Source organism: Anaeromonas gelatinilytica, assembly GCF_016820635.1.
In the GTDB taxonomy this organism is placed as follows: Bacteria; Bacillota; Clostridia; order Tissierellales; family SIT17; genus Anaeromonas; species Anaeromonas gelatinilytica.
Genome location: NZ_WSFU01000089.1, coordinates 1 through 24,412, shown reverse-complemented (window position 1 = coordinate 24,412; position 24,412 = coordinate 1). Strand labels below are relative to the sequence as shown.

The 24,412-nt window shown below is 29.5% G+C and carries 30 protein-coding genes and 1 riboswitch; all 30 genes read left to right on the top strand.

The window, feature by feature from the left end; genetic code table 11:
* Positions 1-160: 160 nt before the first annotated feature.
* The 30 genes from cobD (at position 161) to GOQ29_RS07520 (ending at position 24,256) form a co-directional block, all read left to right on the top strand.
* A complete protein-coding gene (cobD, locus tag GOQ29_RS07665; RefSeq protein ID WP_203372064.1) occupies positions 161-1,216 on the top strand; it encodes a threonine-phosphate decarboxylase CobD in 1,056 nt (351 codons plus the stop codon).
* Positions 1,213-1,767, top strand: coding sequence for a bifunctional adenosylcobinamide kinase/adenosylcobinamide-phosphate guanylyltransferase (gene cobU, locus GOQ29_RS07660; RefSeq protein WP_203372063.1), 555 nt, complete (start codon positions 1,213-1,215; stop codon positions 1,765-1,767). The genes cobD and cobU overlap by 4 nt, the downstream gene beginning before the upstream one ends.
* Positions 1,768-1,774: 7 nt before the next feature.
* Positions 1,775-2,512: an adenosylcobinamide-GDP ribazoletransferase gene (cobS, locus tag GOQ29_RS07655; protein ID WP_203372062.1), complete on the top strand. Its 738-nt coding sequence runs from the start codon at positions 1,775-1,777 to the stop codon at positions 2,510-2,512.
* A complete protein-coding gene (locus tag GOQ29_RS07650) occupies positions 2,509-3,102 on the top strand; it encodes a histidine phosphatase family protein (RefSeq protein ID WP_203372061.1) in 594 nt (197 codons plus the stop codon). The genes cobS and GOQ29_RS07650 overlap by 4 nt, the downstream gene beginning before the upstream one ends.
* A gap of 3 nt (positions 3,103-3,105) precedes the next feature.
* Positions 3,106-4,491 carry a cobyrinic acid a,c-diamide synthase CobB gene (locus GOQ29_RS07645; protein WP_350445988.1) on the top strand — a complete coding sequence of 462 codons (1,386 nt, stop codon included), beginning with the start codon at positions 3,106-3,108 and terminating at the stop codon, positions 4,489-4,491.
* Positions 4,488-5,006: an ECF transporter S component gene (locus GOQ29_RS07640; RefSeq protein ID WP_203372060.1), complete on the top strand. Its 519-nt coding sequence runs from the start codon at positions 4,488-4,490 to the stop codon at positions 5,004-5,006. Before GOQ29_RS07645 ends, GOQ29_RS07640 begins: the two co-directional genes overlap by 4 nt.
* 1 nt (position 5,007) lies before the next feature.
* Positions 5,008-5,772, top strand: coding sequence for an AIR synthase related protein (locus tag GOQ29_RS07635; protein ID WP_203372059.1), 765 nt, complete (start codon positions 5,008-5,010; stop codon positions 5,770-5,772).
* The gene (locus GOQ29_RS07630) at positions 5,759-6,640 is read left to right on the top strand and encodes a GHMP family kinase ATP-binding protein (protein WP_203372058.1); all 882 of its coding nucleotides are present in this window, start codon (positions 5,759-5,761) and stop codon (positions 6,638-6,640) included. The genes GOQ29_RS07635 and GOQ29_RS07630 overlap by 14 nt, the downstream gene beginning before the upstream one ends.
* Positions 6,641-6,651: 11 nt before the next feature.
* Complete coding sequence (locus GOQ29_RS07625; RefSeq protein ID WP_484477069.1) at positions 6,652-7,269, top strand: precorrin-8X methylmutase; 618 nt, start codon at positions 6,652-6,654, stop codon at positions 7,267-7,269.
* A 10-nt stretch (positions 7,270-7,279) separates the two neighbouring features.
* Positions 7,280-8,398, top strand: a complete 1,119-nt coding sequence (gene cbiD / locus GOQ29_RS07620) for a cobalt-precorrin-5B (C(1))-methyltransferase CbiD (RefSeq protein ID WP_203372056.1) — start codon at positions 7,280-7,282, stop codon at positions 8,396-8,398.
* Positions 8,391-9,011: a precorrin-6y C5,15-methyltransferase (decarboxylating) subunit CbiE gene (gene cbiE / locus GOQ29_RS07615; RefSeq protein WP_203372055.1), complete on the top strand. Its 621-nt coding sequence runs from the start codon at positions 8,391-8,393 to the stop codon at positions 9,009-9,011. Before cbiD ends, cbiE begins: the two co-directional genes overlap by 8 nt.
* Positions 9,004-9,597, top strand: coding sequence for a precorrin-6Y C5,15-methyltransferase (decarboxylating) subunit CbiT (gene cbiT, locus GOQ29_RS07610; RefSeq protein WP_203372054.1), 594 nt, complete (start codon positions 9,004-9,006; stop codon positions 9,595-9,597). The genes cbiE and cbiT overlap by 8 nt, the downstream gene beginning before the upstream one ends.
* Positions 9,598-9,601: 4 nt before the next feature.
* Positions 9,602-10,309 carry a precorrin-2 C(20)-methyltransferase gene (gene cobI, locus GOQ29_RS07605; RefSeq protein ID WP_203372053.1) on the top strand — a complete coding sequence of 236 codons (708 nt, stop codon included), beginning with the start codon at positions 9,602-9,604 and terminating at the stop codon, positions 10,307-10,309.
* Positions 10,302-11,057: a precorrin-4 C(11)-methyltransferase gene (gene cobM / locus GOQ29_RS07600; protein ID WP_203372052.1), complete on the top strand. Its 756-nt coding sequence runs from the start codon at positions 10,302-10,304 to the stop codon at positions 11,055-11,057. The genes cobI and cobM overlap by 8 nt, the downstream gene beginning before the upstream one ends.
* Entirely contained in the window at positions 11,057-12,067 is a 1,011-nt protein-coding gene (gene cbiG, locus GOQ29_RS07595; RefSeq protein WP_203372051.1) for a cobalt-precorrin 5A hydrolase, read from the top strand. Before cobM ends, cbiG begins: the two co-directional genes overlap by 1 nt.
* Positions 12,060-12,800: a precorrin-3B C(17)-methyltransferase gene (gene cobJ / locus GOQ29_RS07590; protein WP_203372050.1), complete on the top strand. Its 741-nt coding sequence runs from the start codon at positions 12,060-12,062 to the stop codon at positions 12,798-12,800. The genes cbiG and cobJ overlap by 8 nt, the downstream gene beginning before the upstream one ends.
* Entirely contained in the window at positions 12,797-13,546 is a 750-nt protein-coding gene (locus tag GOQ29_RS07585; protein ID WP_203372049.1) for a cobalt-precorrin-6A reductase, read from the top strand. Before cobJ ends, GOQ29_RS07585 begins: the two co-directional genes overlap by 4 nt.
* A gap of 1 nt (position 13,547) precedes the next feature.
* A complete protein-coding gene (locus tag GOQ29_RS07580; protein ID WP_203372048.1) occupies positions 13,548-13,913 on the top strand; it encodes a sirohydrochlorin chelatase in 366 nt (121 codons plus the stop codon).
* Between the two features lie 19 nt (positions 13,914-13,932).
* Entirely contained in the window at positions 13,933-15,186 is a 1,254-nt protein-coding gene (gene hemA, locus GOQ29_RS07575) for a glutamyl-tRNA reductase (protein WP_203372047.1), read from the top strand.
* 1 nt (position 15,187) lies between these two features.
* Positions 15,188-15,799 carry a precorrin-2 dehydrogenase/sirohydrochlorin ferrochelatase family protein gene (locus GOQ29_RS07570; protein ID WP_203372046.1) on the top strand — a complete coding sequence of 204 codons (612 nt, stop codon included), beginning with the start codon at positions 15,188-15,190 and terminating at the stop codon, positions 15,797-15,799.
* On the top strand, positions 15,768-16,673 hold the full coding sequence (hemC, locus tag GOQ29_RS07565) for a hydroxymethylbilane synthase (RefSeq protein ID WP_203372045.1): 906 nt from the start codon (positions 15,768-15,770) through the stop codon (positions 16,671-16,673). Before GOQ29_RS07570 ends, hemC begins: the two co-directional genes overlap by 32 nt.
* Entirely contained in the window at positions 16,660-18,186 is a 1,527-nt protein-coding gene (gene cobA / locus GOQ29_RS07560) for a uroporphyrinogen-III C-methyltransferase (RefSeq protein ID WP_203372044.1), read from the top strand. Before hemC ends, cobA begins: the two co-directional genes overlap by 14 nt.
* Positions 18,170-19,141: a porphobilinogen synthase gene (gene hemB, locus GOQ29_RS07555; protein ID WP_203372043.1), complete on the top strand. Its 972-nt coding sequence runs from the start codon at positions 18,170-18,172 to the stop codon at positions 19,139-19,141. Before cobA ends, hemB begins: the two co-directional genes overlap by 17 nt.
* Positions 19,142-19,145: 4 nt before the next feature.
* The gene (hemL, locus tag GOQ29_RS07550; RefSeq protein WP_203372042.1) at positions 19,146-20,441 is read left to right on the top strand and encodes a glutamate-1-semialdehyde 2,1-aminomutase; all 1,296 of its coding nucleotides are present in this window, start codon (positions 19,146-19,148) and stop codon (positions 20,439-20,441) included.
* 16 nt (positions 20,442-20,457) lie between these two features.
* A complete protein-coding gene (locus GOQ29_RS07545; RefSeq protein WP_203372041.1) occupies positions 20,458-21,189 on the top strand; it encodes an energy-coupling factor ABC transporter permease in 732 nt (243 codons plus the stop codon).
* Complete coding sequence (locus GOQ29_RS07540; RefSeq protein ID WP_252187555.1) at positions 21,173-21,469, top strand: energy-coupling factor ABC transporter substrate-binding protein; 297 nt, start codon at positions 21,173-21,175, stop codon at positions 21,467-21,469. The genes GOQ29_RS07545 and GOQ29_RS07540 overlap by 17 nt, the downstream gene beginning before the upstream one ends.
* A complete protein-coding gene (gene cbiQ, locus GOQ29_RS07535; RefSeq protein WP_203372040.1) occupies positions 21,453-22,133 on the top strand; it encodes a cobalt ECF transporter T component CbiQ in 681 nt (226 codons plus the stop codon). The genes GOQ29_RS07540 and cbiQ overlap by 17 nt, the downstream gene beginning before the upstream one ends.
* A gap of 9 nt (positions 22,134-22,142) precedes the next feature.
* Positions 22,143-22,952, top strand: coding sequence for an energy-coupling factor ABC transporter ATP-binding protein (locus GOQ29_RS07530; RefSeq protein ID WP_203372039.1), 810 nt, complete (start codon positions 22,143-22,145; stop codon positions 22,950-22,952).
* A gap of 64 nt (positions 22,953-23,016) precedes the next feature.
* Positions 23,017-23,184, top strand: a riboswitch (cobalamin riboswitch).
* Between the two features lie 174 nt (positions 23,185-23,358).
* On the top strand, positions 23,359-23,757 hold the full coding sequence (locus tag GOQ29_RS07525) for a DUF4430 domain-containing protein (RefSeq protein ID WP_203372038.1): 399 nt from the start codon (positions 23,359-23,361) through the stop codon (positions 23,755-23,757).
* Between the two features lies 1 nt (position 23,758).
* Complete coding sequence (locus tag GOQ29_RS07520) at positions 23,759-24,256, top strand: hypothetical protein (protein ID WP_203372037.1); 498 nt, start codon at positions 23,759-23,761, stop codon at positions 24,254-24,256.
* Positions 24,257-24,412 lie beyond the last annotated feature (156 nt).

Below are 24,412 nucleotides of genomic sequence, written 5' to 3'. Positions count from 1 at the left end.
TGTAGGGGATGAAATCCCCTGCCGTATTAGAAGGGTGCTCAGGTGCACGTATTATGCACCGTCGAAGGGAAACTAGGTTTCCCTAGTGAAGCGGATACGCTTTTTATCCGCCTTTTTATTTTGAGTATTATGATTTTAACTTAAGATTGGAGGCATAAGATTGAATAAGCATGGGGGTTATTATGGAGATGACTATAAAGAAATTATGGATTTTAGTGTAAATATTAATCCTTTAGGTCCATCTGAAAGTGTAAAAGAAAAAATGATAGAATCAATAGAAAATATAGATAGATATCCAGAGATAAGAGGTAATAGTGCAATAAAGGCATTGTCAAATCACATGTCAATAAATGAGAAAAATATTATATTAGGGAATGGTGCTATAGAACTTATATATCTTTTTGCTAGAGCTATAAACCCTCAAAAGGTTTTAATAATAGGACCTACATTTAATGAATACAGAAGAGCATTTGAAATGAATGATTCAGAAGTCATAGAAATTTCCCGTTTAGAATCTAAAGAGTTTTCTATAGACTATGAAAATTTAGTAGATTTAATATATAAAGAAAAACCTAAAGTTTTAATTTTATGTAATCCTAATAATCCTACAGGGGAATATGTATCTCCAATAGATTTTCATTTTATTGTACAAGCTATGGATAATATAAACGGATTTACTGTTGTAGATGAGTCGTTCATGGATTTTGCAGATAAAGAAACCTTTGAAAAATATATTTATAATAATAATATATTCTTATTAAGGTCTATGACAAAATTTTATGGATTACCTGGTATTAGATTAGGATATGGTTTAGGAAATGATAATTTAATAGGAGTTTTAAATAAATTTAAGGAACCTTGGACCATGAATAGTATAGCTTTAGATATATTGCCTTATGTAATTAAAGATAAGAAGTTCATAAAAGATTCTTTAAAATGGATAAAAGAAGAAAGAAAATTCTTATATGAAGAATTGAATAAAATATCTGCTTTAAAAGTATTTGAACCTAATGCTAATTTTATATTGTTTAAATTAGAAAAAGGTAATCCTAAGGAGTTTTTTAATTATCTTCTAAGTAAAAAGATTCATGTGAGAACATGTGAGGATTTTAAGGGTTTAGGAGATAGATACTTTAGAATATCAGTGAAAGAGCATAAGAATAATAAGAATATTATAAATACAATAGAAAAATGGAATAAGGAGGTTTGTGGATGAAAAGCCTTGTATTAGTTACAGGAGGAGCTAGAAGTGGAAAGAGTACTTTTGCTGAATCATTAGTTAAAGAGACTGGAAGTAATATTGGATATATTGCTACTTCCATAGCCTTTGATGAAGGAATGAAGGATAGAATAATAAAACATAGGAATTCAAGGCCTGCTGAATGGATTACTATAGAAAGATATAAAGATTTTAAAGAAATTCAACAAAATGAAGAATTTACAAAATTAGATACTGTTATTTTAGATTGTATGACTCTTATGGTTTCTAATTTATTATTGGAACAAGATATTGATTATGATACTTGTGATATGCAAACTATAGATGAAATTGAAAAAAGTATCTTTAAAGAAGTAAAAGAATTATTAGAAACATTGGAAGGAAAAAATGTAGTAATAGTGACCAATGAAGTGGGAATGGGTATTGTGCCATCCTATAAATTAGGAAGTGTATTTAGAGATGTTGCAGGCAGAGTTAATCAGTATTTAGCAAGTCAAGCAAAGAAAGTATATATGACAGTTTCAGGAATTCCAATAAGTATAAAGTGAGGTTTTTATGAAAAGTTTATTATTGATGATTACATTCTTAACTAGAATACCAGTGAAATATCCCTTTGAATTTAAAGAAAAAGATTTTATAAAGGGAATATATTATATGCCTATAGTAGGATTTATTATAGGAGTTATATTATGGAGTGTAGCTCATTTGAATTTATACATAGATGGACCTGTAATGGCAGTTATATTATGGATAATTTATATATGGGTTACAGGAGGACTTCATATAGATGGATTAGCCGATACGGTAGATGGAGTTTTTAGTAATAGAGGAAGAGAAAGGGCTCTTGAAATCATGAAAGATAGTAGAGTAGGCTCTTTTGGAGTATTAATTATAATGATGGTTTATATGATGAATATAATTGTATCTATGTATTTACCAATTGGCATATTTATTTTGATTCCTGTTGTAGGGAGAGCGTCTGCTATTGTTGGTTGTACATTTGGGGATTATGCTAGAGAAGGTTTAGGATTAGGAAAAGGTATAGTAGAAAATTGTGATATTAAAGAATTCATATATGCAATAGTATTTACATTAATATTAGCTATTATTTTAAATAATCAGATTTATGTTTTAATATCTATTTTGACAACTTTTATAAGTATTTATTTTATAAGTAAATATATAAAGAATAAATTAGGTGGATTCACAGGAGATACTATAGGTTTTACTATAGAAATATCTCAAAGTGTATTTATTTTGATTAGTTATTTATTAGGAAGTGTCAATTTATGAAATTTATAATGGTTAGACATGGTGAAACAAAGGCAAATAACGAGGGAAGATATATTGGTCATACTGAGAGTCCTTATACAGATAAAGGAATGTATCAAGTAGAAAATATTATAACTAGAATTATCACTGATATAAATATAGAAGAGATATATAGTAGTCAATTATATAGGACTAATTTTATAGCTAATAAGATAGCTGATAGATTAGATAAGAAAGTAATGATTGAACCTGATATTTGTGAGATGAATTTTGGGATTTTTGAGGGGAAGAAATATGAAGAAATACAAAAAGAACATTCTTTAGAATGGGAAAATTGGACAAGGGATTATGTGAATTATAGGATTCCCAAAGGTGAATCTCTTAAAGATGTATATTATAGAGTTGAAAATTTTATAGATAAATTAAAAGAAAAAGGTAATTCTGAAACAGTATATTTATTAGTAACCCATGGAGGTATTATTCAAACTATAATGACTTATCTTTTAGATTTAAATATAGATGATAGATGGCATTTTAAAGTACCTCCAGGAGCTATAATAGAAATAGATTATAATGACGATTATGGTATATTATCAAAACTTGTGTATTGAGAGGTGATTATAATTAATAGGATAATGATTGCTGGAACATCCAGTGGAACAGGTAAGACTACTTTGTCATTGGGAATAATGGCAGCTTTAAAGAGAAGAAAATTAGATGTACGTCCTTTCAAGGTAGGACCAGATTATATAGATCCAGGATTTCATGAATTTGTGACTGGGAACGCTTCTTATAATTTAGATAGCTGGATGTTAAAAAAAGATACAATAAAATATTTATTTAATAAAAATATGAAAGATAAGGATATAGGAATTATAGAAGGAGTCATGGGACTTTATGATGGATTTGGAACTGATAGAAATACTATTGGAAGCTCAGCTCATGTTTCTAAGTTGTTAAAAACTCCAATTATATTAGTAATGGATGGGCGTGCTATGTCTACTAGTGCCGCAGCTATGGTGATGGGATATAAAGTTTATGATGAAAATGTAGATATAAGAGGAGTAATCATAAATAAGGTGTCTGGTGATGGACATTATAATCTATTGAAAGAAGCTATAGAAAGAGATACAGGTATAAAGTGTTTAGGATATTTACCTAAAGATTTAAATATATCTCTTAATAGTAGACATCTAGGACTTATTCCAGTAAAAGAAGTAGAAGAGTTTAATAATAAGGTTGACTTATTGGTTAATTATATTGAGAAATATGTGGATTTAGATAGTATTATAGGCATGTCTAAGGACGTAGAATTGATAGAATTCCAAAGAAATTATAATGATTCTTATAGAGAATATGGTCAAGGATTAAAAATTGGAATAATGAAAGACAAAGCCTTTAATTTTTATTATCAGGACAATATAGATTTATTAAAAGAAATGGGAGTTGAAATTGAATGGATAAGCCCATTGGAAGATAATAGGTTACCATCAAATTTAGATGGATTATATATAGGAGGAGGATTCCCAGAAGTATTTTCTAAGGAACTTCAAGAGAATACATCATTTAAAACAAGTCTTAAAGAAGCATTAGAATCAGGGCTTCCTACTTACGGAGAATGTGGAGGGTTAATGTATTTAACTGAAGGAATAGAAGATTTATATGGGAACAATTATGAGATGGTAGGATTTCTACCTACAAGATCAGTTATGACTAAAAGATTACAAAGATTTGGATATGTAGAGGTGGAATCTAGTAATCATATTAATATAAGAGCTCATGAGTTTCATCATTCAAAGATAATAGATAATGAAGATCTAGATTATGAATATAAAGTAATAAAAAGAAGACCAAATAGAGAAACAAAAGTATGGAACTGTGGAATAAAAAAGAAAAATGTATTGGCAGGATATCCCCATGTACATTTTTATAGCAATATTGATTTTATAAAACAGCTTATAGATATATGTAGAAATTATCGAGGAGGAGAAAAAATATGAGCAAAGTTTTTTCTGAAAAGAAGAAAGGAATTACTACTATTAAGTTAGTTTATTGTGCAATGCTCATAGCAATCTCGGCTATAGGGTCAATGATTAAAGTAAGTGGGACTATAGCGTTTGATTCTATGCCAGGATTTTTTGCAGCATTGTTTTTATCACCTCCATTAGGAGCATTGGTAGCAGGGGCAGGACATATTCTTACTGCATTGACTAGTGGATTCCCAATGACATTACCTATGCATATGTTACTTATGATATTAATGGCTATAGCAGCTTATTTGTTTGGAATTATATATAAAAAAGCTAATGGAATCTTGGCTTGTATAGTAGGAATTATATTAAATGGACCAGCTATATTATTTATATCAGCTCAATTTGCAAGTATAATAGGATTACCACTTAATGGATGGGCTATGTTTAATACATTGATATTACCTTTGACTATAGCATCTGCTGCAAATGTTATATTAGGATATGTAATATATACAGTATTAAATGTAAGGAAGAGAAATTAAGATGAATATAGAAAATTTTAGAGATGTAACATTAATAAGTTTAGATGATGAAAAAATACTTGTTGTCTCCTGTGATTCTTCTGGAGGTATTGGAGAAAAGGAAGAAGATATATTAAAAACTTCTGGAGATATAGTAGGGTATTTCACCGGAAAAGTAGCTATAGCTGAAATTTTAGCTTTAGGAGCAAAACCTATAACTATAGTAGATACTCTTTCTGTAGAAATGAATAATACAGGAAAAAATATACTTAAAGGTGTAAAGAAGGCATTATTGGAAATAGGAATTGATGAAAACATAGTAGTTACAGGGAGTACAGAAGAAAACTTTCATACAGTACAAACAGGCATAGGGGTTACAGTTATAGGAATTATACAAAAGAATCTATTCAGGAAAACAATGGCAGAAGATGGGGCAATGATTGTATTAGCAGGATTACCTTTAGTTGGACAAGATGTATTAGAAAACCCAGATAAGATAGTATCTTTAAAAGATATAGTAAATCTGAAAGAGAATCATCATGTTTTAGAAATATTGCCTGTAGGATCTAAAGGAATATTGTATGAGATGAAACTTATGGCTGAGGATAGAGATTTAGATTTTATATTAAATAAGAATATTAAAGTGGATTTAAATCAATCAGCAGGACCTGCATCTTGTATATTAATGGCAGTGAAGGAAGAAGGAATGAAGTATATAGAAGATAATATGAATATACCTATAAATATACTAGGTAAATTTGTAGGAGGAGAAAATGATAGTAACTAGATGTCCAGGATCCTGTGGAGAATTAATACAAGGAATTATTTTCGGTGGCGAAAAGCTTATATCATATCCTATAAATTGTTATTCATATGTGAAAATTTCTGAAGGCAAGAGAGATAATGAATTACTGTATTCAAAGGCATATAAGGCTATAGAAAATGTATTTAATTATTTTAAAGAGGATATAGATTTCAGTAAGAAGCTAAAAATAGAAATCAATTCAGATATTCCAATAGGTAAGGGAATGGCTAGCAGTACAGCTGATTTAGGCGCTACAATATTAGCCACATCTAAATATTTAGGAAAAAATATAAGTGATGAAGAGATAGCAAAGATATGCACAAAGATTGAGCCTACAGATAGCACTGTTTTTTCAGATATAACTCTCTTTGATCATTTGAAAGCTAGCTATTTCAAAAGGTATGGAAGGAATTTCAAATATAAGGTTCTTATACTTGAAGGTAAATATGTGATAGATACTATAAATTTTAGAAAAATTGATAAAAGTCATATTTTAGATGGAAATATATCAAATGTAAGAAAAGCATTAAAGGATATAGAAATTGGAATAGAAAATAATGATATAAAAAAAGTTGGAGAAGGAGCCATATTGAGTGCATTGGCCAACGAAGATATTTTAAAGAAACCAGGATTAGAAATTATTATTGAGAGGGCATTAAAATTTGGGGCATATGGTCTAAATATTGCTCATAGTGGTTCAGTGATTGGAATTATATTTGAGGATAAATATTTTGATAAAGAGGTATTTATAGAAAATATAAAAAAAGAAGATTTTATGAATGATTATATAAATATAAGAGAATATGAGACAGTTAATTGTGGAGTAGAAATAGTAAATATGGAGGGATAGATTTGTCATATATGAATGATCCAAAAGGAATAGAAAAAAGAAGTTTTGAGATAATTACATCGGAAATGGATATTACTTTTTCAGATAGTAGAATGGATGCAATAGTGAAAAGAGTAATACATACTACTGCAGACTTTGAATATAGTAATATATTAAAATTTAGTCCTGATGCTATAGAGAAAGGTATAGAAACTTTAAAATCAGGAGCAGGAATATATTGTGATACAAAAATGATTATGTCTGGAGTAAATAAAATATCATTAAATAAATTAGATGGAAATCTTCATAACTTTGTGCATGATGAAGATGTAGTATTAGAGGCAAAGAAAAGAGGAGTTACAAGATCTACAGTGGCTATGGAAAAAGCTTTAAGAAATAAAGAAATAGAAATATTTGCTATAGGGAATGCTCCTACAGCATTATATACTCTTTTAGAAATGATTGAAAAAGGCTATCCTAAACCTAGTTTAATTATAGGGGTTCCTGTTGGTTTTGTTGGAGCAGCTGAATCTAAAGAAGAGCTTGAAAAATATGATATACCTTATATATTGACTAAGGGAAGAAAGGGTGGAAGTACTGTAGCAGTAGCTATAATAAATGCTTTGATGAAATATATTTTAGAAAATTAAGGGGATTATTATGGATAGATATATTTATAAAGATGGAAAAAAAATGAGATATGGATATACAACTGGTTCTTGTGCTACAGCTGCAGCTAAAGCTGCAGCTAGGATGTTAGTTAATCGAGAGAAATTAGAGTATATAACCATAGATACATCAAAAGGTTGGAAGTTGAATTTAGAATTAGAGGACATAGTCTTAAATGAAGAGTATGTTCAATGCTCAGTAAAAAAGGATGCTGGGGATGATCCAGATATAACAGATGGAATAAAGATATTTGCTAAAGTAGAGAGGACTTCTGAGAAAGGAATAGATATAACAGGAGGAGAAGGTATAGGAATAGTTACTAAGAAAGGATTAGCGGTAGATATTGGGAAATATGCTATAAATCCAACACCAAGAAGAACTATTGAGGAAGAAGTAAAATCTGAAATTCCATTAGATTGGGGGATTAAAGTTACAATATTCAGTCCAGAAGGAGTTGAGATAGGAAAAAAAACCTTCAACCCTCTATTAGGTATTGAAGGAGGAATTTCTATAATTGGAACTACTGGTATTGTAGAGCCTATGTCAGAAGAGGCATTTAAAGATTCTTTAGCTATTGAAGTTTCTGTAAAAAAAGAAGAAGGTATAAGGAAACTTATATTATCACCAGGAAATTATGGTAGAGATTTTTCTAAGTCTATGGGATTAGATACAAATTATCTTATTAAGACCAGTAATTTTATAGGTTTCATGTTGGATAAGATAAAAGAGTATGGAATAAAAGAAATTTTATGGGTAGGACATATAGGAAAAATGATAAAGGTAGCAGCAGGAATATTTCATACTCATAGTCGTATATCGGATGCTAGAATGGAAACATTATCTGCTTATTCTGCTTTATTAGGTGCAGATATTGATCTTATCGAAAATATAATGAAAAGTAATACTACAGAAGAGGCAATAGAATATATAAAAGATTGGGATAGAGAAAAGGAATTTTTTGAGTTAATAGCGGGTCGAATTAGTGATAGATGTAATAGAAGATTAAACAATTCAGTAAGAGTTGGAACAATAATATTTTCTCAGCAATATGGTGTATTAGGCAAATGTAATAATGCTGATGATATGATGAGGGGGTTTAAGCTTGAATAAAATTAAGGTTTTGGGCATGGGTCCAGGACACAAAGATTATATAACTCCAAAAGTATTAGATGAGATAGATAAGGCAGAGATAATAGTAGGAGCAAAAAGGATTTTTGAGTCAATAGATGCTAAAGATAAAGAAAAGATTATTATAGGAATAGATTTAGATGATTTAGTAAATACCATAAAAGCTAAGTATAAAGAAAAAAAAGTTGCAATATTAGTATCAGGAGATACAGGATTTTATAGTATGCTTAGATTTTTAAAGAAACATTTTTTAATAGAAGAGTTGGAAGTTGTTCCAGGTATAAGCTCAATGCAATATATGTTCTCTAAAATAGGAGAACCTTGGGATGATGCTTATATTGCTAGCGTTCATGGTAGAGATTTAGATATTGTTGAAAAAGTAAAAAAATATAATAAAGTAGGTCTTTTGACTGATAAAAAATGGAGTGCTCAAAATATAGCACAAACATTAATAAATGCAGGTGTTACAAGTAAAAAAATGTATGTAGGAGAAAATTTATCTTATAAAGAGGAAAAAATTGTATCAGGAGATTTAAAAGATTTAAGTCAAAAGAAAGATTATAAGATGTGTGTGGTGGTGATAATGGATGAATAGACTTTGGCCTCATGAAACCAGTGGAATTTCTGATGAACTATTTGTTAGAGGGAAAGTTCCTATGACAAAAGAAGAAATAAGATCGGTATCCTTATCTAAATTGAGATTAAATAAAAAAGATACTTTTATAGATATTGGAGCTGGAACTGGTTCAATGACTATAGAAGCAGGGATGAGAATTACTGAAGGAAAAGTTTTTGCTATAGAAAGGAAAGTAGAAGGAATACAATTAATCACAGAAAATGCGAAGAGATTTAGTCTTGAAAATGTAGATATAATTCATGGAATTGCTCCAAAGGATATTTGGCATTTACCTAAGATGGACAAGGTGTTCATAGGAGGGACTGGTGGAAATATTAAAGATATATTTGATTGGATGGATGAAAAGTTAGTATCAAATGGTCGAGTAGTTATGAATTTTATAACTATAGAAAATTTATATAAATCTATTATGGAGATTAAATCAAGAAATTATATAGATATGGATGTCATTAATATTTCAGTTACCAAAGGGAGAAGTATAAGCAATATAACAATGATGGAAGGTCAAAATCCCATATATATAATATCAGCTAGAAAGGAATGATTTTGTGAAAGGTATATTTTATGGAATAGGAGTTGGACCAGGAGATTCAAAATTATTAACGATAAAGGCAGTAGAAACCATAAAATCTGTTGATGTATTGATATGTCCAGAAGGAAAAAGGGGAAAAGGAAGTGTTGCATTAGAGATTGTTAAGGAATATATCAGCGATGATACTGAAATATTAGAATTGACTTTTCCAATGGTATATCAAGAAGTTGAGATGAAGAAAGAATGGGAGAAAAATATTGAAATAATCCATGAAAAATTGAATAATGGCAAAAATGTAGGTTTCATAACTTTAGGGGATCCTATGCTTTATAGTACTTATATGTATATATTACCAGAGATAAAGGATAAGGGAATAATTGTTGAAACGATTCCAGGTATAACATCTTTTTGTGCATCAGCTAGTAGTTCTAATACACCTTTAGCAATGGGAGATGAAACATTGGTTATTTTTCCATTAAGAAAAAATGGAGAAAAGATAGAAAAACTGATGAATGAATTTGATAATTTAGTAGTAATGAAGCTTTCAGCACACAATGAAAAATTAGCCAAAGAACTAGAGAAAAAAGGATTAGACAAAAATTTTGTATTGGTATCTAAATGTGGTACTAAAGAGGAAGAAATAATTCGTGATATAGATAGTGTAAAAAGTGGGGTTCCATATCTTTCTACTATGATTATAAAAGGGAGGGGATTGAATGAATAAGGTATATTTTATAGGAGCAGGCCCTGGAGATCCTGATTTAATAACTGTAAAAGGAAGAAAAATAGTTGAAAAAGCAGATGTAATAATTTATGCAGGATCTTTAGTAAATAAAGAAATAATTGATTGCAGAAAAAGTAAAAGTGAATTATATAATAGTGCACATATGGATTTAGAAGAGATACTTTCTCTAATTAAAGATAGTGTTGAAAAGGGGAAAGTGGTTGCCAGAGTTCATACAGGAGATCCAAGTATATATGGAGCTATAAGAGAACAAATAGACCCATTAGAAGATATGGGAATAAGTTGTGAAGTTATACCGGGAGTAAGTTCTTTTGTAGCATCTGCAGCGGCAATGAATAAGGAATTTACATTACCTGATGTATCTCAAACAGTTATATGTACTAGATTAGAGGGAAGAACTCCTGTGCCAGAAAAGGAAAATTTAGAATTGCTAGCATCTCATAGGGCATCTATGGCGATATTTTTATCAGTTCATATGATAGATGATGTGGTGAAAAGATTATTAAACCATTATGATGAATCAACACCAGTGGCAGTTATACAAAAAGCTACATGGGAAGAACAAAAAATAGTGATAGGAAAATTAAACAATATATCTGAGAAAGTAAAAGAGGTTGATATAACTAAAACTGCTCAAATATTAGTAGGAGACTTCTTAGGTGATAGATATAAAAAATCCAAATTATATGACAAAACATTTACTCATGAATATAGGAGTGGAAAGTAATGAAATTAGCCATAGTCACATTGACTGATGGAGGAATGGTAACGGCTGAAAAAGTGGCAAAAAATATGAATTTTTCAGTAAATGTATATGGGAAAGGTTCATTTACGGGGTCATTGAAGGATTTTGTGGGTAAACTTTTTGATGAATATAGACATATATTATTTATTATGGCTACGGGAATAGTAGTAAGGGTTATTTCTCCTTATATTAAAGATAAGACTGTAGACCCTGGTGTGATGGTAATGGATGAAAAAGGAGAGTTTGTAATAAGTCTTTTATCAGGACATCTAGGAGGAGCCAATGAATATACCAAAAAAATAGCTGAAAATATAGATGCAATACCAGTGATTACTACAGCTTCAGACGTACTGCATCGTATATCTGTGGATATGTTGGCGAAGGAATTAAATTGTAAGATGGAAAGTTTTATAAAGGCTAAAGAAATAACATCAGATATAGTTAATGGAAAAAGGGTTGGAATATTCACTGATATTGCTATAAATATTTCAGAAGACAATCATATAAAGATTATAACGGAAGACTCTATAGAGGATTATGATTCAATAATCTATATAACTAACAAGGTAAGAGATGATTTTCATCCTAGGAGTATTCAATTGATACCTAGAAATATAGTGGTAGGAGTAGGATGTAGAAGAGGAGTATCATCTAGGAAAATAATAAATGGTATAAATATTATGTTTGAAGAATTAAAAATAAAAGTAGGTAGTATTAAGAAATTAAGTTCCGTAGATATAAAAAAGGATGAAATAGGAATATTAGAAACTGCTGAACATTTTAAGGTACCAGTAGATTTTATAGGTAGAGAAGAAATTAGAGATGTAGAAAATAAATTTAAGGGTTCAGAATTCGTCAGAAAGGCCATAGGCGTAGGGGCAGTAGCGGAACCTTGTGGATATATATCTTCCAATAGTGGAGGATGTTTGATGAATAAAAGAAAGCTTGATGGATTTACTTTATCAGTGTGGGAGGAAAAACATGATGAATAAAGATAGAATTTTATATGTAGTAGGAATAGGACCAGGACATATGAATAATATGACAAAGGAAGCAATTGATGCTTTAGAAGATTCTGAAATTATAATTGGATATAAAACTTATATATCTTTAATTGAAGATATGGTAAAAGATAAGGAAATTGTGGAATCTCCTATGAAAGGAGAAGTAGAAAGATGTAAAATGGCTTTGGAATTAGCCAATAATAGTAAAAAAGTTGCAATAGTAAGTAGTGGGGATCCAGGAGTATATGGAATGGCAGGAATTATATATGAAGTAGCAGAAAGAGAAAATATAGATATAGAAATAAAGGTAATTCCGGGAGTGACAGCAGCATCGGCAGCAGCATCAATATTAGGAGCACCTTTAATGCATGATTTCGCAATAATAAGTTTAAGTGATTTACTTACAGATTGGGAGTTAATAAAGAGAAGAGTACAATTAGCTGCAGAAGGAGATTTTGCTATATGTTTATATAATCCTAAAAGCAAAAAGAGGGTAGAACATATAAAGATTACTCGAGATATAATGCTTAAATTTAGAGCTCCTGAAACCCCCGTGGGAATAGTAAAAAATGCTAAAAGAGATGATGAAGAAGTTTTTATTACTAATTTAAAAGGGATGTTAGATTATCCAATAGATATGTTCACAGTAGTTTTAATAGGAAATTCCAATACTAAGATTATAAATGGAAAGATGGTAACTCCTAGGGGGTATAATCTTTGATATTAGTTTTAGGTGGTACTAAAGATGGAAGGAATATTGCTAAAAAATTATTAGATGAAGATTATGAAGTAATAGTTACAGTAACTACTGAATATGGACAAGAAATAATGGGAAATAATGAAGGAATCAAAGTTTTAAAGGATAGACTAGATCAAGTAAAGCTTAAGGAGCTTATAATTAATGAGGATATAAAAGTAATAATTGATGGTACTCATCCCTATGCAATAGAAATATCTAAACTTGCTATGGAAATTTCAAAGAAGATGAAAATACCTTATTTTAGATTTGAAAGGGAAGCTGTAGTATATAAGAATGTTATAGAAGTAGAAGGATTTAAAGAGGCAACAGAGATTTTAAAGGATACTAGAGGAAATATCGTACTTACCACAGGGAGTAAGAATTTAGATATATTTGTAGAAAACATAGAAAAAAATAGAATATATGCAAGAGTGCTTCCTACTTCTGAAGTAATTGAAAAATGTGAAGGACTTGGTATTAATGCTGGACATATTATAGGAATTCAAGGACCTTTTAGTAAAGAATTAAATAAAGCCTTGTTCCATAAATATTCTATAAAATATATGGTAACAAAAGAAAGTGGTGATACCGGGGGGACATTAGAAAAAATTGGTGGAGCTTTAGAATTAGGAATAAAGGTAGTATTGATTAAGAGACCTAATATTGTGTATAAAAATGTATTTAATAATATAGACGAAATTATAAAGAAGATTAAGGAGGAATTATAAAATGAAAAAAGGATTACTTATAGTAGGACATGGAAGTAGATCATTAGATGCACAGAATACATTTAAAGAAATAGTAAAAATGGTTAAATGTAAGGCTTCTTACGAGATAGTAGAAGGGTCTCATATGGAAATTTCGGAACCTAATATACCGATAGTAGTAGAAGAAATGGTAGGAAAAGGGGTTAATGAAATATTAGTAGTACCATATTTTTTATATTCGGGAATTCATATAAAAGAAGATATACCACAGATCATAAAAACATTGGAAGAAAAATATAATGATGTGATATTTAAAATGGGAGAACCTATTGGAGAAGAATCATTATTAGCAGATATAATTGTAAAAAGAGCAAAGGAAATAGAATAATAATTTGGGGGAATTTTCCATGGATATTTCAGTCATAGGGATAAACCATGATACAGCACCAACGACAATAAGAGAAAAAGCTTCTTTTACTAGTTCCCAAAAAGTAGAGTTATTAAATGAATTATTGGATTGTGGCATAGAAGAAGTGGCTATTCTAGCTACATGTAATCGCAGTGAAATATATATAGCTCATAGTAAAAAGGATACTAATTCTCATATAAAAATTGTAAAAGAATATTATAAATCAAAGATCTTAGTGGAAGGATATGAAAGATATTTATTTGTGAAGAAAGGAAGAGAAGCAGTTGAACATTTATTTTGTGTAACCGCTGGACTTAAATCAGTAGTTATAGGAGAAGATCAAATATTAGGACAAGTTAAAGAGGCAATTACTACATCTATGGAGATAGGAGCTAGTAAAAAAATATTGAATAAGGTATTTAGAGAAGCTATAACTACTGCTAAAGAAATAAAAAAGGAATTAAAAATATCAGAAAAGCCCTTATCTGTAAGTTATATTGGAATTAAATATTTAGAGAAGAATATGGGAAATTTAACAGGGAAAAAGGCTTTAATGATTGGTTTTGGAGAAATGGGAAAATTGGCATTGAATCATTTATTAGAAGAAGGTGTTGAGAATATATATATAGCTAATAGGAATATTAAAAAAATTTATGATGAATTTCCAAAACATAATGTAGTCAAACCTATAGATTTTGATAGTAGATATGAAATTATTAAAGATGTAGACATGATTATATGTTCTACATCAGCACCTCATAAAGTATTAAAATGTGAAGATATGCCTATTGTAAATAGGAATATATATATATTAGATATGGCTATGCCAACGGATGTGGATAATAAAATAGGAGAATTAGAGAATGTATTTCTTTATGATATAGATGATTTAAAAGAGATGTCTAAAAGGAATTTAGAAGAAAGGAAAAAACTTTCTCGGGTAGCAGGAAAAATAATATCAAAGGAAATTATAGAATTTTATGAGTGGTTAGAGATTATAAAGATAGATCCAATAATCAAAGAAATTAATGATGTATGTAAGGAAGTAGAAGTAGACACTTTAAATTATATTAATAGAAAGATTGACTTGGATTGTAGAGAGAAAAAGATAATAGAAAAGATGTTATCATCAGCATTAAAAAGAGTAATTAGAAATCCTGTATTAAAATTAAAAGAGGAAAAGAATGACGAAAAAGTAGAAAACTATATGGAAATGTTGGATTATTTATTCGATTTAAAAATGGGGTCATAACATGTTTTATCCTATAATGATAAATACTAAAAATCTTGGAGTTATAATATTTGGAGGAGGGCAAGTTGCTTATAGAAAAACAAAAACTTTTATAGAATATGGTATGAATGTTAAAGTGATAAGTCCTTATATAATAGAAGAATTTAAAAATATATTAAATAGAATTGATTATGTTGAAGATGTATTTAAAGAAGAATATATACAGGAAAATAATATAATTGTAGTAGCAACATCATCAAGAGATATTAATCATACTATATTCATAAGATGTAAAGAAAAGGGTTTATTGTGTAATGTAGTAGATAGTAAAGAGGAATCTGACTTTATAATGCCATCTACATTCAAGAAGGATTCTATAGTAGCAGGAATATCTACTCAGGGTAATAGTCCATATTTTGCAGCTAAATTAAGAAGGAAAATGGAAGAAATAGTGACTGAGGATATGATAGAAAAAGTAAATGAAATGGGTAAGATAAGAGAGTTAGTTATGGAGAAGTGTGTAGACGAAAAAGCAAGAAAAAGAATTTTAAAAGATTTAGTAGATTTGAGTCTAAAGGAATTAAAGGATAGGAGAATTGTGTATGAAAATTGTTGTAGGATCAAGGGGAAGTAAGTTGGCTGTCATACAAAGCAAATGGGTCATGGAACAAATTAAGAGTCATTATCCAGAGATGGAATTTGAACTTAAGATAATAAAGACAAAGGGAGATAAGGTATTAGATAGGGCTTTGGATAAAATTGGAGATAAGGGAATATTTGTAAAGGAGATAGAACAAGCCTTGATTAATGAAGAAATAGATATGGCTATACATAGTATGAAGGATATGCCTACAGAAGTACCTGATGGTCTTATATTTACTAAACCTCCTCTTCGCCAGGATTATAGAGATGTGATGATATTTAGAGAGAAAATTAAGTCTTTAGATGAATTACCAAAAGGAAGCATAGTAGGAACTGGAAGTAAAAGAAGAAAGTATCAACTATTAAAATATAGACCAGACCTAAAAATAAACTTGATTAGAGGAAATGTTGATACAAGAATAAGAAAGTTAGATGCAGGAGAATATGATGCAATAGTATTAGCTGCTGCGGGAGTTAAAAGATTAGAATTAGATAGAAGAATTGGATGTTATTTATCAGATGAAATAATGGTTCCATCACCTGCTCAAGGAATTTTAGCTATAGAAATAAAAGATGGAAGAGATAAATTAAAAAATATATTAAATTCTGTAAGTGATGAAAATGCATATATTCAGTCTAAATGTGAAAGAACTTTTTTAAAGTCCGTAAATGGAGGATGTCATATACCTGTAGGTGCAATATGCAATATTGATGGAGATGAGATTAGTTTAACAGGTATTTTAGGACTGGAAGATGGTTCTATGTTAGTAAAAGATACAGTAATTGGAAAGGTAGGGCAAGAAGAACAATTAGGGCAAAGATTAGCTAATAACATCATGGAGGTTTTAGGCTATGAAAATAGGTAAGGTTTATCTTGTAGGAGCAGGTCCTGGAGATTATAAATTGGTTACATTGAAGGGATTAGAATTAGTAAAAAAGTGTGATGTAGTAGTATATGATAGATTATCTAGTCCAGAAATTTTAAATAATACAAAGGATGGTTGTGAATTTATTTATGTAGGGAAAAAATCAGGAAATCATACCATGAAACAATATGATATAAATAAATTATTAGTAGAAAAAGCTAAAGAAGGAAAGGAGGTGGTAAGATTAAAAGGTGGAGATCCCTATGTTTTTGGTAGGGGTGGAGAAGAAGGAGAATATCTATTCAATGAAGGAATAGATTTTGAAGTAGTTCCTGGAATAACATCAGCTATTGGTGGTTTATGCTATGGAGGTATTCCTATAACTAATAGGGGATATAATACATCATTTCATATAATAACTGGACATCTAAAGGATGAAAAAGATGAATTAGATTTTACTAATCTAGCTAAATTAGATGGAACGTTGGTATTTCTTATGGGTATGAAAAATTTGGAGAGAATATGTGAAGAGTTAATTAAAAATGGTAAGAATATAGATACCCCTGTGGCGATTATACACTGGGCAACCTATCCTAATCAACAGGTAATAACGGGAAAATTATCTAATATAACTGAAGAAGTAAAAAAGCATAAAATAACATCGCCTAGTCTTATAGTAGTTGGTGAAGTAGTGAAACTGAGAGAAAAATTAAATTTTCAAGAAAGAAAGCCACTATTTGGGAAAAATATAATTATTACTAGACCAGAAACACAGGAAGAAGGCATAACAAATTCTATTTTAAGTTTAGGAGGCAATCCTATATCCATACCTTCTATAGAAATAAAAGATATTTGGCCTAATAGTGAATTGATGGAAGCTATAGATGATATAACAGAATATAGTTATATAGTATTTACTAGTGTAAATGGTGTAAAAATCTTTATGAAGGGTTTAGATTATAGAAGTTATGATGTAAGAAAATTAGGCAATATTAAAGTGGTTGCTATAGGTTCAGCTACAGCTGATTCCCTTAAAGAAAGAGGTATAATAGCTGACATCATTCCTAAAAGATATATAGCAGAAGATATATACGATGAATTGAGTAGTATATTAGATAAAAATGATAGAATTTTAATTCCAAGATCTAAAAATGCAAGATCTTATTTAGTAGATGAATTAAGTAATATATGTGAAGTTAAAGAGATTCATACTTATTATACAGAAAGTGCAAAAAATAACAAAGATATTTTGTTAAATACTCTTAATAATCAAGAGATTGATTATATAACATTTACTAGTTCATCTACCGTAAAAGGAGTAATTGATTTATTAGGAAAGGATAATATAGATCTTATAAAAGTTATAAATAAAGTATCTATAGGACCTATAACGAGTGATACTATGAATAAATATGGGCTAAATGTAGATTTAGAAGCTGAAAAATATAATGTAGAAGGAATAATAAAATCGATATTATTAGAGGAGGATAAAAGCAATGAATTTAATAAATAGATCTAGAAGACTTAGAAAAAATTTTATGATAAGGGATATGGTAAGGGAAACAAAATTAGATATAGAGGATCTAATATATCCATTATTTATAGTAGAAGGAGAAGGAATAAAAAGAGAAATATCATCACTAAAGGGAAATTATCATTTTTCTGTGGACATGCTTATAAAAGAAATCGAAGAGATAAGATCTTTGGGAATAAGAAGTGTATTACTTTTTGGAATTCCTAAAGAAAAGGATGAGTGTGGAAGTGAAGGCTATAGTGAAGATGGAATAATACAAAAGGCTATAAGGGCTATAAAGAAAAATTTTAATGATATCTATGTAATAACAGATGTATGTATGTGTGAATATACTGATCATGGTCACTGTGGAATAATAAATGAAGAGGGTTACGTGGAAAATGATATAACATTAGAATATTTAGCTAAAATATCAGTTAGTCATGCTAGAGCAGGTGCAGATATGATTGCCCCTTCAGATATGATGGATGGAAGAATTGGATATATTCGAAAGGCATTAGATGAAGCAGGATATAAAAATATACCTATTATGTCATATAGTGCAAAATATTGTTCTAGTTATTATGGACCATTTAGAGATGCAGCAGATTCTGCACCGTCTTTTGGAGATAGAAAGACTTATCAAATGGATATAGCTAATAGTGATGAGGCAATGAGAGAAGTTCATTCAGATATAGAAGAAGGAGCAGATATAGTTATGGTAAAACCAGCTCTATCCTATTTAGATATAATTAGAAGGGTTAAAGATGAAAAGAATATACCTATAGCGGCATATAGTGTAAGTGGAGAATATGCTATGTTAAAAATGGCAGTAGAAAAGGGAATACTTAATGAAGATGTTATATATGAAAGTATATTATCCATAAAAAGAGCCGGTGCAGATATGATAATAACCTATTTTGCTAAAGAATTAGCATCTAAAATTAAGGAGTGAGATTATGAATACATCAAAATCTAAAGAAATCTATGAGAAATCAAAAATATATATACCTGGTGGTGTAAATAGTCCAGTAAGAGCTTTTAATTCCGTGGGAATAGATCCTATATTTATAAATAGAGGAACAGGAAGCAAAGTTTATGATGAAGATGGAAATGAGTATATAGACTTTATATGTTCCTGGGGACCATTGATATTTGGTCACAGTAATGAAGACATACTTTCTGATGTAGATGAAATAATAAAAAGAGGTACAAGCTATGGAATGCCTACTGAAATAGAATATAAAATGGCCAAATTAATCACTCAGATGAGTCCTTCTGTAGAAATGGTAAGAATGGTTAATTCAGGAACAGAAGCTACTATGAGTGCAATAAGATTGGCTAGGGGATATACCAGAAGGGATAAAATAATAAAATTTGAAGGGTGTTATCATGGCCATTCTGATAGTTTACTGGTTAAGACAGGTTCAGGAGCATTAACATTTTCTATACCCACTAGTCCAGGAGTAACAGAAGGTACTACTAAGGATACATTAGTATGTACATATAATGATTTAGATTCAGTAAAGAAAGTATTTGAAGAAAAAGGAGATGAAATAGCAGCTATTATAGTTGAACCTGTTGCAGGTAATATGGGAGTAGTTCCTCCTACTAAGGGTTTTCTACAAGGACTTAGAGAAATAACAAAAGAATATGGAGCAATACTTATATTTGACGAAGTAATAACTGGATTTAGATTGTCTTCAGGTGGAGCTCAGAAGTATTATGGAGTTACTAGTGATTTGACATGTTATGGAAAGATTATAGGGGGAGGATTACCTGTGGGAGCCTATGGAGGTAAGAAAGAAATAATGAATATGGTTTCACCAGTAGGACCCGTATATCAGGCAGGGACTTTGTCAGGAAATCCATTAGCCATGTATATAGGATATAAGACATTAAAGAGATTGCAGGATAATGATGAAATCTATAAATCTTTAGAAGGGAAGGCAATATATTTAGAACAGGGATTAAATAAAATAATAGATGAAGTTGGTATAGAGGCTACTGTAAACAGAGCTGGAGTAATGTTGTCTATGTTCTTTTCAGAGGGTCCTATAGAAAAATATGAAGAAGTAATGAAATGTGATACAGAAAGATATGGGATGTTTTTTAAAGAGATGATATCAAGAGGAATATTATTAGCACCTTCCCAATACGAAGGGATTTTTATATCTGAGGCTCATACTATTGAACATTTAGATAAAATGTTAAGGGCTACAAGGGAATCTTTAAATATAATTAAAAATAATTAAGGGAGGAGTGTTTATTATGAAGAATAAACAATTAAAAGCATTACTCATATTTACATTGGTGCTTATTACACCAAAGATATCCTTTGCAATGCATATAATGGAAGGATATTTATCACCAAAGTGGGCTATATTTTGGACTATTATAGCTTTACCATTTGTTATTAAAGGTATGATGCGAATTAACCAAATTGTTAAGAAGGAGCCAAAAAAGAAGATGCTTTTGGCATTAGTAGGAGCATTTGTATTCATATTATCTGCTCTTAAAATACCATCAGTAACGGGGAGTTCTTCTCATCCTACAGGTGTTGGATTAGGAGCTATATTGTTTGGACCCACTGTAATGAGTTTCCTAGGAGTAATAGTTTTATTATTTCAAGCATTGTTATTGGCTCATGGAGGGATTACTACTTTAGGAGCTAATACTTTTTCAATGGCAATAGCTGGTCCAATAGTTGCATATTTGATATTTAAAATCATGTCTAAACAGAATATAAAAAAAGATTATTGTGTATTTTTAGCGGCTGCATTAGGAGATTTAGTTACTTATATGGTAACTTCTGTTCAGCTAGCAATAGCATATCCAGATCCTAATTTAGGAATAATGGCATCATTAGGTAAATTTATGTCTATATTTGCAGTTACTCAAATACCTTTAGCAGTAGTTGAAGGTATAATTACAGTAATAGTTTATAATATGATATCTGAATATAGTAAGGAAGGAGATGAATTAATTGAAAGCCTTCAATAAAAATATGACTTTATTATTAATTATAGCTTTTTTGATCATATTACCTTTAATTATAAAAGCAGGGTCAGAATTTGGTGGTGCAGATGGTATGGCAGAGGAAGCTATAACAGAAATCTCACCTGAATATGAACCATGGATAGATCCTATTTGGGAGCCACCAGGAGGGGAAACAGAAAGTTTATTATTTTCACTTCAAGCAGCAATTGGAGCAGGTATAATGGCATATTGTTTTGGATATATGAAGGGAAAAAAGGATAATAAGAATGCTTATAATAGATAAATATAGTTATACTAATAATTTGAAAGATTATAGTCCAATAGCAAAATTTTATTTTGCTATTGGACTCATGCTTTTAGCTATGATAATAGATATCAAAGAATTATATATATCAGTATTTTTGTTGAATTTCTTGATAATAACAGTATTAGCTAAAATATCTGTAAAAAAATATATCAAAATATTATCTATACCAATGTTATTTTTAATTCTAGGTATTGTACCTGTATTTATATCATTATCTAAAGATAGTAATAATTTTATTTTTGTTGTAAATATATGGGATATATATATTGGAATTACTGAAGAAGGAATTAATAGTAGTCAGATACTTTTATTAAGAGCACTATCATCTGTATCTTGTACTTTTTTTCTGATTTTAACTACTCCAATGAATGATTTAATATATGTATTAAAAAAACATAAGCTACCAAATATAGTTATAGAAATGATGGTATTGATTTATAGGTTTATATTTATATTATTAGATGAAACCATTAATATAATAGTAGCACAGAAATTGAAATTAGGATACATGGATATAAGAAAATCATATAAATCTATATCTGCTCTTATAGCTTCTTTGTTTATAAGGGTTATGAATAGGTATGAATCATTACAATATAGCTTAGATGCTAGAGGATTTGATAGACAATTTTATATGTAGGTGATAATAATGGTAAAAACTCAAGGATTATGCTATATTTATGAAGATGGAACTAAAGCATTGAAGAATATAAATTTAAATATAGATAATCATAATATTATAGGAATTGTTGGAGCTAATGGTTCAGGGAAAACAACTCTCTTTTTTAATCTTATGGGACTGCTAAAACCTTCTAAGGGAAAAGTTTTTTTAAATGGTAAAGAAATGAAATATAATAGAAAGGCATTAAAAAAAATTAGAAAAAAGATTGGAATAGTATTTCAAGACCCAGATAAGCAAATATTTTATTCTAAGGTATATGATGATGTGGCTTTTGGACCTAGAAATTTAGGAATTGGAGAAGAAGAAGTAAATAAAATAGTAGAAAATGCTTTAAATATGGTAGATATGGTAGAGTTTAAAGATAAACCCGTACATTTTCTAAGCTATGGACAAAAAAAGAAAGTTGCTATAGCAGGAGCATTGGCTATGAATAATGATATAATATTATTTGATGAACCTACAGCAGGATTAGATCCAGTAGGTACTGAAAATATGATTAATATAATAAAAAAATTATCAGAAAAAAATAAGAAAATTATCATATCCAGTCATGATATGGATATGATATATGAATTATGTGAATATATATATATCATGTCAAAAGGAGAAGTAATAGATGAAGGTATTCCTACAAGAATATTTATGAAAGAAAGTATATTGAAAGAAGCTATGTTAAAAGAACCTTGGTTAGTTAAAATTCACAAGATATTAGGAGTACCTCTTTGTGAAAAGGAAGAAGAGTTAAAGGCGTTCTATATAGGAAAAAATAATAAGTAAAAGAATATGGTATGTTAAAATAAATATTGATTTTATAAGATTTTTGTATTATTATATATGATGTAATTGAATATCGGATATGGGTTGCTATGCATTAATAGGGAAACAGGTTAAAATCCTGTGCGGTCCCGCCGCCGTAAGATATATATTAGGTTAAAGCCACTGGGAAACTGGGAAGGCTGAACCATATTTTGTATTAAGCCGGAAGACCTGCCTATACTAGGAACATTATAACTTCACGGGGATATGGGGGTTGTTCATATAATAGATTTAATCTTATGAATATATTTGTTTGAATACCATATAATACATAAATAGATTACATTCCTCCAAATGAAGTTGGAGGTTTTTTTATTATATAAAGAAGCTAGTGATGTATTATATGAAAATTAGAGGAGGAATTATAATGAATAAAAAGATAAGAATCATCATAGTAGCAATCTTAATAGCAGTTTTATTGTTTGTTGGATATAATACATTTTTAGCACCAAAGGCATCAAAGGGCGAAAAAGAAGTAACTATTCAAGTTATTGCAGAAAAAGAAGGAATAGATAAAACTTTTACTTATAATACAGATCATGAATTTTTGTTAGCATTATTAGAAGAGCATGAAGATGAATTAGGTGCAACCCTTACAGAATATGATTTTGGTGTAATGGTAGAAGGTATGATGAATTATGAAGCAAATCAGGATGAAAATGAATTTTTCCTTATAACTGTAAATGGTGAAGAAGCAACAACAGGTCCTTCAGAAATTCCTTTAACTGATGGAGATAATTATAAATTTGAGTTAACAACTTATTAGAATGAAAGCAAAAGATATTGCCCTTATAGGAATACTTAGTGCCACCATTACAGCTGGAAAATTAGCTTTATCTTTTGTACCAAATGTTGAAATTGTTACATTGCTTTTTATACTATATTCTATTATATTTGGTACAAAAAGAACTATATTAGTATCTATAATATTTAGTACCACTGAGATATTATTGTATGGTTTTAATACATGGCTTTTAGTATATTATTTTATATGGCCAGGATTGACAATAGTAGCTTCAATAATTGGTAAAAAAGTAAAAAGTGAATATGGATTTGCATTTTTAGCTGGTATATTTGGATTATCTTATGGATTTATTTTTGCAATTTCAGAATCATTTTTTTATGGAATAGGATACGGTATAACTTATTGGGTAAGTGGGTTACCTTTTGATATAATTCATGGATTTTCAAATTTTATAATGGTGTTACTTTTATTTAAACCATTAGAAAATGTATTATCTAAACAAGCACAACGATTTATATAAAAATAAGAATAAAAATCAATTTAGTAGTATGCATACTATTGAATTGATTTTTTATTGTCTAGGAAAGTTAATTTAACAAAAGTTTTAGACTATTGATAAACACGAGGGTTAATAGTTACAGAAAATATTGGAAGACAATAAAAAAGAGGGGTTGTA

Excerpts from the sequence above, each read along its gene's own strand:
- GOQ29_RS07580 (WP_203372048.1), top strand. The coding sequence starts at position 13,548 with ATGAAAAAAGGATTACTTATAGTAGGACATGGAAGTAGATCATTAGAT.
- cobJ (WP_203372050.1), top strand. The coding sequence starts at position 12,060 with ATGAATAAAGATAGAATTTTATATGTAGTAGGAATAGGACCAGGACAT.
- cbiD (WP_203372056.1), top strand. The coding sequence starts at position 7,280 with ATGGATAGATATATTTATAAAGATGGAAAAAAAATGAGATATGGATAT.
- cbiT (WP_203372054.1), top strand. The coding sequence starts at position 9,004 with ATGAATAGACTTTGGCCTCATGAAACCAGTGGAATTTCTGATGAACTA.
- GOQ29_RS07545 (WP_203372041.1), top strand. The coding sequence starts at position 20,458 with ATGAAGAATAAACAATTAAAAGCATTACTCATATTTACATTGGTGCTT.
- hemB (WP_203372043.1), top strand. The coding sequence starts at position 18,170 with ATGAATTTAATAAATAGATCTAGAAGACTTAGAAAAAATTTTATGATA.
- GOQ29_RS07525 (WP_203372038.1), top strand. The coding sequence starts at position 23,359 with ATGAATAAAAAGATAAGAATCATCATAGTAGCAATCTTAATAGCAGTT.
- hemC (WP_203372045.1), top strand. The coding sequence starts at position 15,768 with ATGAAAATTGTTGTAGGATCAAGGGGAAGTAAGTTGGCTGTCATACAA.
- hemL (WP_203372042.1), top strand. The coding sequence starts at position 19,146 with ATGAATACATCAAAATCTAAAGAAATCTATGAGAAATCAAAAATATAT.
- cobS (WP_203372062.1), top strand. The coding sequence starts at position 1,775 with ATGAAAAGTTTATTATTGATGATTACATTCTTAACTAGAATACCAGTG.
- GOQ29_RS07570 (WP_203372046.1), top strand. The coding sequence starts at position 15,188 with ATGTTTTATCCTATAATGATAAATACTAAAAATCTTGGAGTTATAATA.
- GOQ29_RS07635 (WP_203372059.1), top strand. The coding sequence starts at position 5,008 with ATGAATATAGAAAATTTTAGAGATGTAACATTAATAAGTTTAGATGAT.
- GOQ29_RS07640 (WP_203372060.1), top strand. The coding sequence starts at position 4,488 with ATGAGCAAAGTTTTTTCTGAAAAGAAGAAAGGAATTACTACTATTAAG.
- GOQ29_RS07625 (WP_484477069.1), top strand. The coding sequence starts at position 6,652 with ATGAATGATCCAAAAGGAATAGAAAAAAGAAGTTTTGAGATAATTACA.
- cbiQ (WP_203372040.1), top strand. The coding sequence starts at position 21,453 with ATGCTTATAATAGATAAATATAGTTATACTAATAATTTGAAAGATTAT.
- GOQ29_RS07520 (WP_203372037.1), top strand. The coding sequence starts at position 23,759 with ATGAAAGCAAAAGATATTGCCCTTATAGGAATACTTAGTGCCACCATT.
- GOQ29_RS07530 (WP_203372039.1), top strand. The coding sequence starts at position 22,143 with ATGGTAAAAACTCAAGGATTATGCTATATTTATGAAGATGGAACTAAA.
- cobU (WP_203372063.1), top strand. The coding sequence starts at position 1,213 with ATGAAAAGCCTTGTATTAGTTACAGGAGGAGCTAGAAGTGGAAAGAGT.
- cobA (WP_203372044.1), top strand. The coding sequence starts at position 16,660 with ATGAAAATAGGTAAGGTTTATCTTGTAGGAGCAGGTCCTGGAGATTAT.
- GOQ29_RS07630 (WP_203372058.1), top strand. The coding sequence starts at position 5,759 with ATGATAGTAACTAGATGTCCAGGATCCTGTGGAGAATTAATACAAGGA.
- cbiG (WP_203372051.1), top strand. The coding sequence starts at position 11,057 with ATGAAATTAGCCATAGTCACATTGACTGATGGAGGAATGGTAACGGCT.
- cobM (WP_203372052.1), top strand. The coding sequence starts at position 10,302 with ATGAATAAGGTATATTTTATAGGAGCAGGCCCTGGAGATCCTGATTTA.
- GOQ29_RS07650 (WP_203372061.1), top strand. The coding sequence starts at position 2,509 with ATGAAATTTATAATGGTTAGACATGGTGAAACAAAGGCAAATAACGAG.
- hemA (WP_203372047.1), top strand. The coding sequence starts at position 13,933 with ATGGATATTTCAGTCATAGGGATAAACCATGATACAGCACCAACGACA.